The following is a 12,614-nucleotide window of genomic DNA, read 5'->3' on the forward strand; positions in this document are numbered from 1 at the left end:
GCTTTCTCCTGCGCTTCCTTGCCTGCTGTCTTAGCGCTAACCGGATCGTCCCAAGTGAAATCCAAATGGTACCATGCGCCGTCCAGCTGTACCATATTCCACGCATGCTCCCCCGTATTCACCGTACCCTCCGCAATTAATACCGTCAGACCCGCGTCCTTCAGCATCTTATAGCCGAGCTGGTCAGCATCATGGACCCATTAACATCATACCAAGGAACCTTTTTGTTTCTCAAACCTCATATTTCTTCATAATAGGAATGCTCCTACTATTTAGTAACGAGGTTACCTGTTTTCTCGTTTAGTCACAGAATGGTGACCTCTTTAGTTGACAACCAAACAGCGCTATATCCTTTATTTTCACATATTACTATCAAGGTTTGGGGGACATTACAATCATTAGCAAATAGCCGCAAGCATCGCTTGCGGCTATTTCACATCGAGTCTATCCGGAAAATGTTAGCTTATGTATCAAACTTTTGCGATCATTTGCCCAGCAAATCAGCGTACATAGGCTCATTGTAATTGATCATGGCAAGCTCCATCGAGTGATAGAACCGTTCACTGATTTCCTCATTATTTTTAATCGCGAAACATCTACTGCTTTCCTGGGAAGACAATTTCGATGCTTAATGTACGCCGTTTTGTGTCTTATGTACGGATTGTAAAATGGATTAGGAGATATTTTTGCAAGAATCAAGTTACTTTATTTATTTCATAACCTATTTCGAATAATGCTTTGTGTTTTCATCCTCGCACTACATTGCATCGTCAGGCGAGCTTTAATGAAGGAGGACTAAGATAAACAGCTATATTGTATCGTCGCAGGATAGGAGCTCGTTTTCAGTGAGGTAGTGCGTCTATCCTGCATCCCATACAACATAGATGCCTACTTTTTCATCAAACTGCTGAAATACTTGGTTTTATCATGCAAATGTGCAGGATAGAGCACGGCTTGGCGCTAATAAGCGATAAGTTACTGCAATTTTGCAAGATAGAAATACAGCTCAGATACATGATCAAGCCGAATAAAGGGGCTATTCCTTTAACTGATGTGCTTTTTGTAACAAGTAAATAAAAATACAAAACGAGCCATTAGAATCGTTTCTAAGGCTCGTTTTGTTTATCGGGAGTCCTATTCGAACCCCCTAAAATCTTTGATTTTACCAAAAACACTCCTTTTTCAAGGCCCTCAGATAAGGCTCTCCTCTGCTTCTTTCCTTCCTATCTCATACTTACCGAAGTCTTGAAGCCGCTAAGCGGAAAAACCGCTTCGACCTTGTGTTCTTGTCCGTCATCAACGAGCTGAATATAGAATCCGACAGACTTTCCGGCTTCATTTATCACGGCTGGCTCTTTCTCTGCCTGCTTGCCGTCGACCGTAACGCCTTCGGCCTKATCCTTCGTGGCGCCGTTCGCCCGCACGGTTATGTGATATACAGAGCTTCCGTATCTGTACTTCACAGAGTAAGAAGGCCAATCCTTCGGTATGTTAGGACGCACAATCAGCTTACTGCCCTCGCGGCTCAAGCCGAGTATCCATTCGATACCCGCCTGATACATCCAACCCGATGCACCGGTGTACCACGTCCATCCCGCTCTGCCTTTCACCGGATCCCGCGTATACACATCAGCGGCCATCACATAAGGTTCGCCAGCGTATTTACGCACTTCCGACGGACTTTGGGCGTGAGTGACCGGATTCAGCAAATGAAACAGCTCTACTGCCTTGTCTCCTTCACCGAGCTCGCACCAAGCAACGATGCTCCAGATCACCCCGTGCGTATACTGGGCTCCATTCTCCCGGATGCCCGGCGGGTAGCCTTGAATATAACCGGGACTCGGATCGGTCTTATCGAACGGCGGCGTAAGCAGCCGCGCAACGGAGAGGTCGCGATCAACCAGCTCACGGTCGAACGATTGCATAGCTTGCCGCGCCCGCTCCTGCGGAGCAGCTCCGGAAATGACCGACCACGACTGGGCGATCGCATCGATCCGGCATTCCTCATTGCGCACCGAACCAAGCCATACGCCATCATCCGTACGCGCCCGGCGATACCATTCGCCATCCCATGCATGCTTATTCAACGCTTCAGCAATGGAAGCCCTCCGGGCACGGTAAAGGTCCGCGCGCCCGATATCCCCCTTCCGCTGACATACATCGGCGAATTTTCGCAATACCTCGCATAAAAACCATCCGAGCCACACGCTCTCGCCTTTGCCTTCGTCACCGACCGAGTTCATTCCGTCATTCCAATCACCGATTCCCATTAACGGGATGCCGTGCTCTCCGAAGCTGGATGCCCGCTCAATGGATCTAATGCAATGCTCGTAGATCGAAGCGGTTTCTTCTGATATAACAGTCGCCTCGTAACGTTCATGCTCATCGTCCTGAAGCATTCCGCTCGTCAGAAACGGCGCCGTCTCATCAAGCACGCCGACGTCGCCGGTATGCGTAATGTACCTCGATACGGCATATGGCAGCCAAAGCAGATCGTCCGAGTACCGGGTACGAATACCCCGTTCCGTCTCTTCATGCCACCAGTGCTGAACATCGCCTTCAATGAATTGATGCGATGCATGCAGCAAAATTTGTTTCCTTGTCAGTTCCGGCAGCGTATGCAGCAGCGAGAGTGAATCCTGCAGCTGATCCCTGAAGCCATACGCACCGCCTGCTTGATAAAAAGCGGTACGGGCCCACATTCTGCACGACAGCGCTTGATACAGCAGCCAGCCGTTCAGCATCAGATCAAGCTCGCGATTTGGCGTCTTAACCTCGATCTGGTTAAGCGTGTGGTTCCAATAACCGGTTACATCCGTCAGCGCCGCCTCGCAGCTCTCCGCCGTGGCGTAGCGCCGGATAAGCTTCTGCACCGCTTCCTTATTTGCGTCTGCGCCTACAAGAATGAATACTTTTCGTACAGCACGGGGAGGTATCGTCAGCTTCATCTGAATCGCTCCGCAGCTGTCGGCGTAAACACCGTCAGCATTCGGGAGTCTCTCCTGCCGCATCCCTTCAGGGAAAGCTAACGAGCCGGAGCGGCCGATGAACTCCGACCGGTTCGTCGTATAGGTGAAGCCCGAACCGCCGTCATCCGCTTCCCCCTCTTCCTGCTCTGCGTGCATTTGAAGGAAGGCGACCGCATCACGGAACGTTTCTTGGTACGCGTTGCGGGCAAGCAAGGCATGGGTTTCAGCATCCCATTCGGAAATAATATACGGCGCATTCATCTGTTTTCGTACGCCTAGCACCCAGTTGCAATAATAAGTGACAGACAAGCTGCGCGGCTCATCGCTTTTATTTTCCAACTCAAGAGTAACAAATTTGACCGGATCCTCTTTGCTTACATAGACCGTCATACTTTGCTTGATCCCTTTCGTCTGCCGCTTGAAGCGAGTGTACCCGAAGCCGTGGGTCRCATCAAACGCGTCCTTGCCAAGCTCTGGAGAAGGCGCTCCCGTCCATAGGTCCCCGGTTGCTTCGTCACGGATATAGCATACCTCGCCGGGCAGATCGAGTACCGGATCATTCGACCATGGCGTCAGCTTGAACTCCCGGCTGTTGCGCCACCAGGTATAACCTGTCCCAAGCTCGGTAACGAGACAGCCGAAATTCGGGTTGGCCATCACATTGCTCCATGGAGCAGGCAAAAACTTCCCTTTCCTCATCGTTATAACATACTCGCGCCCTTCGTTTGCAAACCCGCCTGAGCCGTTATATACTTCGAGCGATTCAGGCGCGTAATCCGCAGGCTCGCTTAGAGTCGAGACAGCTTCAGCCTCACGCTCTGGACGAAGCCGAAATTGCGGCGGAAGTCCTCCAATTGTTGGCAGCGACTCCGACTCTTTCGCATTCATTTTCGCAAGCTCCCTTGCCCTATGCGCCGCATTTGCTTCACCTGATAATCCGGCTGGCTTACGGCTTGCAGAGCGAATGGAAATCTGTGCTTTAAAGCTAGGCCCGTCAGCCCGGAGCGTCATGCGGGCAACGGCTTGGAGCAAATGAAGCTGCTCCTGCGACAGCCTGTCGGCCATAACCGGATACACGCCGCCGGGCGTTGAAGAACCGCTTACGGTCTGCTCTGCGGAACGGCGCAGCGCATCCTGCACCTCCTGGTAATAACCTCCGGCCTCTTCAATAAGGAATACAAGGTCGAAAGCTATTCCCTTTTGCCTTAAATACGAGTGGCCGATCAACGCTTTTAGCGCAAAAGGCATTTGCGCTTTATCTTGTATTCGTACAAGCGCAATCGGCAGATCGCCCGAGATACCCATCGGCCACAAGCCAGACTGCCCGGATTGATTGGCGGCAATGCTGAGTGACCGCTCCTCTCGAAGAGGCGACTGGTATAGCAGTCGCCCTGCCATCGTATGGTACTGAGCAGCTTCCATAGCGCTGAGTCGTTGATGCCTCAGATCGATCCGGCTGTGCGTCCATGCCAGCTGGAATGCACGCTCTACCTGCTGCTCGCTGCACAAGCTTGCCGCTACGTCCAAAGCTTCCTCTCGGCTGTCAGCCACACCGGTAGCCGTGAACAGCTTGACGGTCTCCCCCGGTCCGATCGAAATGCGGCGGCGCATAACAAAAGCGGGATCGAGCACAGCGCCGACCGTACCGGAGAGGCGGCATTCCAGGCTCGCCGGATTGGCGAGGGTGTGACCTCTTCCGATAAAGCAGGAACGGTCCGTTTCATATTCGACCGATCCAAGCGCATCGCATCCGATTGACAGATTGTGCACCGCCCACTTCGGCCTCTCCTTCATATCGCGGGGCCGCCGGACGGCAAGCAGGCATTCCGCCGCAGCGTCATATTCGGTCTGGACAAACAGCTTGCTGAAGGCGGGATGCGCCTCGTCCGCAGCGGGAGGAGCAAGCGCAATTTCCAAATAAGTTGTCACCTCAACGACCCGGGCTTCCTCACCTGTATTCGTCAAGGATAAGCGGCGAAGCTCGGCGTTTTGATCGGGCGGTACGCAAATTTCCAGCATCGATGAGATAAATCCGTTCCGGCTTGTAAAGGACGCTTTATCGAGCGCAAACTGGGCTTTTCGCTCCTCCGCAAGCACGCGGCAAGGTTCAAAAGCAGGCGACCATACAGCATTCGTCGACACATCCCGAATATAAATGCAGCTTCCGGGTGTCTCCGCAACAGGATCCTCATGCCAGCGGGATACCGCTATTCCGCCGTACCTCGTGAACCCTCCTCCGGTATCGGATATTACGCTTGTAAATGACCCGTTGGATAACACGCATACTTCGGGAACTTCGCGCGGTTTGGTAAATTCCCTTAGAGGAACGCGGGTGCCGGTAAGAGGCTCCTTCGTCCGCTCCAGCTGCGGCTTGGCCGCATTTTTTATAATAGCAGGGCGCTCTGGAATACGCTCCTGCAGCAGCAGCTCTGCGGCCTGCATGCGCTTATCTGCGTGAAAACGGTCGATCATCGTGCGCGGCAGCAGCAGATTACCCAAGGTAAGAAAGCTCATCCCGATATGGTGAGCCATGAAGCTGCGTATGATGATATAACCCGTATCCTCAGGCATACGGTGGGTGGTGCAATCAATAGCTTCGTAAAAGCCGTATTTCCCTTTGGCGCCCATCTCTTCCATACGTTTCAGAGAAGCCAGCGAATCCCCCAGTTGAACGGGAAGTGCCATAATCGCCGCGTATGGGGCGAGAACGAGATCGTTCTCAAGCCCGCGCTGAAACCCGAGCCCCGGCACGCCAAAAGCGCGGTACTGGTAATTCATTTGATAATCGAAGGCGAAATAACCTGATTCAGATATACCGAATGGAACGCCTCGCTGCCGCGCATATTCAATCTGACGCTTGACGACGCCACGATAGGTGGCGTCCCAAACCGAATGACGATAAGTGCGCATCAAAAGAGACGGCATCAAATATTCAAACATAGTGCCCGACCATGATAATAGTGTCGGGTGCTTACCCGACTTTGCCATCGCCCTTCCAAGCCTAAACCAATGCGATACCGGCGCTTGCCCGAACGCAATCGCCAGGAAGCTCGCCTGCCGGGCTTCGGAAGCAAGCAGGTCGTACAATATATCCTCCCTGCGGTCAAGCGCAGCATGATATCCAAGCGTAAACAGTTCGGCACGATCATCATACAAGGGCCGGAAGTCGGTGCCCGCAACGATCGACTCGATGCGGCCGGCGAGCGCTTCGGCAAAGTGTAGAAGCTCGCTTCCGTCCCCATTCTCCCCGTCCTTCTTCGCCCATTCCAGAATACCCTGCTTCAGCGCAATCAAATAGGCGACAAAGTTGCCGGAATCGACGGTGGAGACGTAGAGCGGAGGCAATGGCTGCAGCGTCTGCGTATCGTACCAGTTGTACAGATGACCGAACCGTTTCTCCATCTTCTCAATCGTTCCGATCGTTCGTCCAACGCGGTCAAGCATGCCTCGCGTATCAATGAAACCGAAATCGCGGGCAGCAAGCGTACAGGCGAGCAGCAGCCCGATATTGGTCGGCGATGTCCGGTGCGCAATCCCGTTCGGCGGCTCCATCTGCACATTGTCCGGCGGCAGCCAGTTGTCGCTCTCCCCCGCAAAATCTTCGTAATAAGCCCACATCTGCTCCGCCAATTGACGAAGCTCTGTGCTTTCCGTCTCCGAGGGAGCGATATTCTTATTAGAAGGCGAGCTGTTAAGCCAGCGCACCGCAAAGGGAGCGAGCAGCCAGAGCACCGCGATCGTCAATCCGTACGCCCGCAAAGTACCGTCAGCGAACATCAATGCAGCAGCCCCAAACAAAACACTTAACGCATGGCCGGACCAAATGCCTGTAATAGCCGATGCCGATGCGCTTCGGCTGCGCCTTTCCACCTCGGCAGAGCTGGTCCATTCAAGCAGATTCTTTTTGCTGACCGCAAGCCTGTATAACGTTCTCACGATGGCGTCAGCCAGCACAACGGATTGATAGGGAAGCGCAACAAGCTGAACGAGCGATTGCAAGAACGCCGTCAAAAGCAGATCCGGTTTACGATTAAGGCGTCTTAGCGCTAACAAGCCCCGAATCAGCGGCAGTCCGAGCGTCACGAGCGCTGCAGTCATCAACACGGCTCCTGCAGCACCGGAAATAACCATGCTGACTGCGAGCAGGATGAGTACGGCGGGGTGAACGAGGCTTCGCCGCATATTGTCGATGATCTGCCAGCGGGTAAGCAATGACAAATCGATCGGCTGCAAATTGCCGCAGCGGTCGTGCTTGCGGGAAGCAATCCAGCAAAGCAGCTGCCAATCGCCGCGAACCCACCGGTGCAGACGCTGCTGGTAAGCTTGAAAGGTAACCGGGTGGCCGTCCACAACCTCAATGTCCGACAGCAGCCCGCCCCTTAAGAAGCCGCCCTCCAGCAAATCGTGGCTAAGTACCGAATTTTCCGGAATCCGGTCATTAAGCACCTGTTTGAATGCGGCGATGTCGAATATTCCTTTGCCGGTAAAAATACCTTGTCCGAAAGCATCCTGGTAAGGGTCCGACATGGCAAACGAGTAAGGATCGATTCCCGGCTTACCCGACCACAATTTTGCCAAGCGGGATGACGATACCGATTCATAGCTGATGCCGACGCGCGGCTGAAGCACCCCGTAGCCTTCTGAAACGCGCGTTCCGCCGGCATTCAAGCGCGCACGGTTATAAGGCAGATGCATAGTACCGATCAAACGGGCGGCCGCCCCGACTGGCAGCTCCGTATCCGCATCAAGTGTAATGACATATTTGTAGCGTGAAATCGCCGAGCAGTCACCGACAACGCAAGCGCAGCTCGTGTCGCTGCGGCCGCTTAGCAGATCGACAAACTCGACGAGTTTTCCCCGCTTGCGCTCCCATCCCATCCAGACTTGTTCCGATTCATTCCATTTGCGATTGCGTTGAAAAAGATAGAAAGGCCCCGTACCGGTATCGGGATTACCGTATAATCGGTTGAGCGCCTCAATCCGGCGGCGCGCCGCCTCAGTAATAAGCTCATCTGCCTCTGCATGCTCGGTTGCAGCATCTGCAAAATCGCCAAGCAATGCAAAGCCCATATTAGGGTCCAGGCTCGCCAAATAATGAAGCTCCAGCCTGTCCGCCATCTCCTCGGCTTCCTCCGGCTTCGACCAAATAACAGGGATAACCGTGATCGTAGCGGCGTCCTTGTCAATGCCGCTCGCATAATCATATCGAAGCAGCGGCTGCGTGAAGGATAGCTTTCCGATTAATCCGTGAACGACGGTAACCGCCCATTCGCTAACCGGAATTGCCAGTACAAGCGCGGCAGCCGTCCAAGCGGCGATACTGATAGCCTTATCATTTACAGCCGCTGCGCTCCAAAGAGAAACAAAAAGAAAAGCTGCAAAAATAACAGCCATTGCCCCTAAATACATTCCTATTCTCGGAAGCAGCTGAATCGGCCTCACATAACGTTTCGGCCCGGTACATTCACGCGCCGAATCCAGCAGCTCCTTGTTCCCTTTTCGGTCAAGCAAATAATAAGCAGCATAAGCTTGACGGGGCGGCAAAGCATCTGCTTGAGCTGCGGTCCCTTCGGGTCCGGCAAAATCCGTGCGGTATGTATCTTCATTGGAATATTTGCTTGCCAAAGCGATTGCCTGCTGCGCAATCACATTTTCCGGCATGCCGGTTGAGCGGGATAACCGCTCGACTTGCCCTCTCAGCATGGCGCGGCTCTTCCTGTCCATAAGCGGATAGGTTCCGGCATGCTCCTCGGACAGTGTTCGCTCCACCACACTCATCCTCTCGAATAGAGAGTCCCATCTTGTGCGGGACAATGTGCGAAGCGATTGAATGAGATGACCGGCTGTTAATTCATAAGACGCTTGCAGCTGATGCTCGTAAAGAATGATGCGGCTCAAGCTTTCGACACCGTTGTCAAGCTTGCAAAGCAGCCAGCTGCGGAGTTCACCCGCTTCTTCCGCCCATTCATTCAAATGGCTGACCAAATGAACGATGACCGGGGCTGAAAGCGGCATTTGCAGGCCGGCAGTTTCCAAAGCATCTTTTATTTTACCGGCATCCGGCTTTGTATTTCCTTCTGTGAACGGCACCAGCAATTTGTCTACTTCGAGACAAGCCCGCCGCCGCTCCCTTACCGCTTCCATCACTTCGGCCAGCTTTCCGATGACGGCAATGCGCAGCATCAAAGGTATCGACCATACTTCGGCGATCGTGAGCACGGCGACCTCCTGATAGGCATTCGAAAAACGCGCAAACGCATCGGCCTCAAGCAAACCGTCAACCAGCTTCACATATTCGGAGCACATTGCCAATACGCGCGGCTCCGCTCCACTCTTCAGCCGCGGCAATTGACTCGAGAATCGTTTCGTCAATTCTGACTGAACCGTAAATGCTTCGGATTCGACCAAATCTGCGTGATCAATCAGCCACTGCTCAGCGGGCTGAAAGCATGGCGCGCCATCCTGCTTGAGCTCCGTCGCGAAATCCCGCAGCACATCCAAATTTCGGCGAAAGGCATGCCACATTGGGGCAGACGAACGAAAGATCGCTTTTCCGGGATGATGAATAAGAGCCAGTTCACGCGCTTTCTGCTCAAGTTGCTCGGTTGTTGGAATCATAGGCTCCCCCTTAATCCGTGTGTCATTACTATAGCCAAGGCAGCTAACAAACCTTGATTAACCTTGAGCTTAACCGCAGATTCAGTCACGGTGCTCAAGGCTTACTTAAGTAATATCACCAAATTAATGGAAAATCATGTGAGTAACGCCTATTTAATCCTCGAATGCTTGAACAGGTGAATAAACGGGATCAACCCTTACCTCATCTTTCTATTTCATTTGCTCAATGATATAATCCGCCGTCCGAATGGAAAGGGTCGCAATAGAAAGGAACAGATTTGCAGCTCCGCTGCTTGGAATCATGCTGCTGCAGGCGACATAGAGGCCGGAAACTCCATGAATTTGCCCATACGGATTGGCTGCCGAAGTGGAGGGATCGTACCGATGCGGCAGGTGCCCATATCGTGTATGACGAGCCCAAGGGGCAGCGCACAAATGGGTTCCACCGTAACTTTCATGGCTTCCGCTGCCTGCTTCATGCCCTGTTCCATTTGCCTGATGACTTCAAGATCTGTATCGCTGAACGAGAATAAAGCCACCGGTTCAGGTACACCGTACTCATCAACCTTCAGTGGATTCAGGGTGACTCTTTTCTCATACCACGATTCCACCATATTGCTCAGTATCGCTCCCGAGATTAAGCAGGAGAGCATCGTGCCCATGCCGGCCGCGCTGCTTTCTCATCAGAATGGACAGCATGAAGGATAACGTCCCGACGACCAAAGCGATAAACCATGCGAGCCCGAATTGCTGAATAATGTACTGCCACTGCGATACCAGCCGAACGCCCGATATATCGAGCTCGCCTCCCTGGGAGGAGAAGCCGATCAATACCGGTGCCGACCAGCCTTAGTTGCCGAACATCATGGCGGAAATCAAATATGAGAATAAGCTGAATAGAAATATGACCAGTGAAACGAGTAAAACAAGCGCGATATATTTGCTGAACAAAATGTTGAAGCAGCTTACCGGACGGGTGAGCAGCTGCTTTATCGTTCCCATGCTCCGCTTAATGACACGAGATCAACAGCGATGATCATAATCAGCAGCAGAAACAGCTCCGTAGAATTTTGAACAAAGCCCCTTATAAAGGACGGAGCGCCTGGCTCGGCAGGATTAATGCCATTGTCCAAATAGTAATTGCGACTGCTTGATTTGAATTTGAATTTGCGAATCGATTTGCCGAGCGTATGCGGGACCATGCGCCAGATAAGCCGTTCTTCACTGGACAATAGACCATTTACGGAATCGTCTCGAATAATTTCTCCCTTGGAAATAATCGCAACCCGATCACACATCAATTGAATTTCATGGAGCAAATGACTGGATACGAGCACGGTTAGTCCTTCCTCCTCCGCCAAAAACCGAATAAACGCGCGCATTTCCCGAATACCGGACGGATCGAGTCCATTCGTCGGCTCATCCAAAATCAGGACGTCAGGAAGCCAAGACGAACGCGCCCATGAGCTGGAAAGGCGGATCGTGCTTTCACAATATTTGACTGCCGTGCAAAGGTTCCTGACACATTCAGCGGCTTGTCTGGCATTTGCGACCATCCGACTATGCTTGCTCCGTTAGGTATCTTACCTGGATTGATGACGGATACGGATACGATGAGGCGTAAGCAAGACTTGGAGAGGGCAACCTTGCAATCGAAATTCATATGAAAGACGTTACAAAGAATACCTACTTGCCAAACGGTCATAATTATCAGACCAGCAGGCTGCTGATTTATCTGCCTGGAAACGGCGGCTTATTGACCGCAGTTGCCATGATGGCCCTGGGTTGGCTGGGAGGTCCCGATACGACTACTCCTGGATTTCCTCAAGATGGAACTTGGACTGTACGCCTCGAGGGATTCAATAAAATGCTGTGAAGCTCAATCCAGAAAACAACAGCCGCATACGAACTCGACGGTTCAATGCGGCTGCTTTTATTTCTTCACCGTTTTTCAACGGTATACCGACTATTTCAAATTAATGCTTGTTCCCTTGGTTTAACGCCTTTTAGCAACTCCGGCATCTGTTTCTCCAACCCTTCAATCGTCCAAGGACATTGGCTGTAATAAATCTGACTAATCACCGGGAATCTGACCACACGCCGATCAAACCATCGGCTGCCAGCTTGAAATGCAGTCCGTAGATATGTGCGGCCTGATCGGAAGCGAGTAATGCCAAGAATGGAGCCATCCGATCGGCCGTATGCTTCATCGCCTCGGTCGGTATTTCCCCTCAACGATACTACATTGAACATTTGATGAAACAGGCTAAAATAATGCTGCTTTCAGGTCTTCCTATAAAACACGTAGCAGTTAGCCTTGGTTACGGGGATATCTATTCCTTTATCAAACAATTCACGAAATCGGAAGGCGTATCTCCGGGACGATATATCCGTAAGCATCAAAGGACGGATTTACCAAGGGAAGAGTAATTGAATGGCTTCGTTTGAGTTTCATTGAACCCTGTTAGGCAAGCGAATACGTGAAATAATTCCTAGACTGCCTCTGTTTTATTGAACTATCTTTACCCGTTAGTTCAGTCAGCTTGGTTAGAGTTGCACTAGTTAGTGGATTCTTTGCATAGTTTTATTTTGATTTGTTTGTTGCTTTATGTGCTACCTTCTTAATACCAACTATCTTGCGGAATTTCCATTGGATCTCCCTATTCAATGATACGGCTAACCATACACACAAAAGGGATTTACAGCTTCCCCCCCTTTTGTCTGTTTTGCATATATTAACGGTAAACAAAGAGGCGCATTTCTGCGCCTCTTCCATTCGCTTATTCAGCTCTACTTCGCATATTCCATCTGCAGGCGGACAAGCAGCGAATCGTCTCCCGCGTATGGCTCATAGCTTGCCCGGTAACCGACGGCCACGTTTACACGCTTGAAGGCTGCCTTGAGCGCTGCTGGAAATTGATCGCCTTCCTCATAACGAAACGCCAAGCTGGCCGTCTTTGATTCCAGCGCCGTCTGAATAACTTGGTTTAGCTGCTCCGCGCTCGACACGGTGTATTCCGGATCAAG

Annotated in this window: 8 protein-coding genes and 1 pseudogene; 1 reads left to right on the forward strand and 8 read right to left on the reverse strand. The window is 51.9% G+C overall.

Annotation, left to right across the window (positions count from 1 at the left end; genetic code table 11):
• Window positions 1–1,223: 1,223 nt before the first annotated feature.
• From AC1DLI_RS33745 to AC1DLI_RS33775, 7 genes and pseudogenes are all read right to left on the reverse strand, one after another.
• Entirely contained in the window at window positions 1,224–9,587 is an 8,364-nt protein-coding gene (locus tag AC1DLI_RS33745) for a GH36-type glycosyl hydrolase domain-containing protein (RefSeq protein ID WP_477610010.1), read from the reverse strand.
• A gap of 210 nt (window positions 9,588–9,797) precedes the next feature.
• Complete coding sequence (locus AC1DLI_RS33750) at window positions 9,798–9,929, reverse strand: hypothetical protein (RefSeq protein ID WP_477610021.1); 132 nt, start codon at window positions 9,927–9,929, stop codon at window positions 9,798–9,800.
• Window positions 9,887–10,201: a hypothetical protein gene (locus tag AC1DLI_RS33755; RefSeq protein ID WP_477610023.1), complete on the reverse strand. Its 315-nt coding sequence runs from the start codon at window positions 10,199–10,201 to the stop codon at window positions 9,887–9,889. Before AC1DLI_RS33755 ends, AC1DLI_RS33750 begins: the two co-directional genes overlap by 43 nt.
• A complete protein-coding gene (locus AC1DLI_RS33760; protein WP_477610012.1) occupies window positions 10,182–10,418 on the reverse strand; it encodes a hypothetical protein in 237 nt (78 codons plus the stop codon). The genes AC1DLI_RS33755 and AC1DLI_RS33760 overlap by 20 nt, the downstream gene beginning before the upstream one ends.
• An 18-nt stretch (window positions 10,419–10,436) precedes the next feature.
• Window positions 10,437–10,589, reverse strand: coding sequence for an ABC transporter permease (locus AC1DLI_RS33765; RefSeq protein WP_477610014.1), 153 nt, complete (start codon window positions 10,587–10,589; stop codon window positions 10,437–10,439).
• 190 nt (window positions 10,590–10,779) lie between these two features.
• Window positions 10,780–11,029: pseudogene (locus tag AC1DLI_RS33770) on the reverse strand (ABC transporter ATP-binding protein); the annotation flags it as partial.
• Between the two features lie 636 nt (window positions 11,030–11,665).
• Complete coding sequence (locus AC1DLI_RS33775) at window positions 11,666–11,797, reverse strand: hypothetical protein (protein ID WP_477610015.1); 132 nt, start codon at window positions 11,795–11,797, stop codon at window positions 11,666–11,668.
• Between the two features lie 46 nt (window positions 11,798–11,843).
• Between AC1DLI_RS33775 and AC1DLI_RS33780 the strand changes: the two genes are divergently transcribed.
• Window positions 11,844–12,017 (forward strand): helix-turn-helix domain-containing protein, encoded by a 174-nt coding sequence (locus AC1DLI_RS33780; RefSeq protein WP_477610017.1) that lies wholly within the window; start codon window positions 11,844–11,846, stop codon window positions 12,015–12,017.
• Window positions 12,018–12,377: 360 nt separating this feature from the next.
• On the opposite strand, the gene AC1DLI_RS33785 is transcribed toward AC1DLI_RS33780, so the two are convergent.
• Window positions 12,378–12,614 (reverse strand): hypothetical protein (locus AC1DLI_RS33785; RefSeq protein WP_477610019.1); only part of this gene is annotated, 237 nt, incomplete at its 5' end.

It is taken from the genome of Paenibacillus sp. 01T443 (genome assembly GCF_056398325.1).

Excerpts from the sequence above, each read along its gene's own strand:
- AC1DLI_RS33755 (WP_477610023.1), bottom strand. The coding sequence starts at position 10,201 with ATGGTGGAATCGTGGTATGAGAAAAGAGTCACCCTGAATCCACTGAAG.
- AC1DLI_RS33765 (WP_477610014.1), bottom strand. The coding sequence starts at position 10,589 with ATGGGAACGATAAAGCAGCTGCTCACCCGTCCGGTAAGCTGCTTCAAC.
- AC1DLI_RS33780 (WP_477610017.1), top strand. The coding sequence starts at position 11,844 with ATGAAACAGGCTAAAATAATGCTGCTTTCAGGTCTTCCTATAAAACAC.
- AC1DLI_RS33775 (WP_477610015.1), bottom strand. The coding sequence starts at position 11,797 with ATGAAGCATACGGCCGATCGGATGGCTCCATTCTTGGCATTACTCGCT.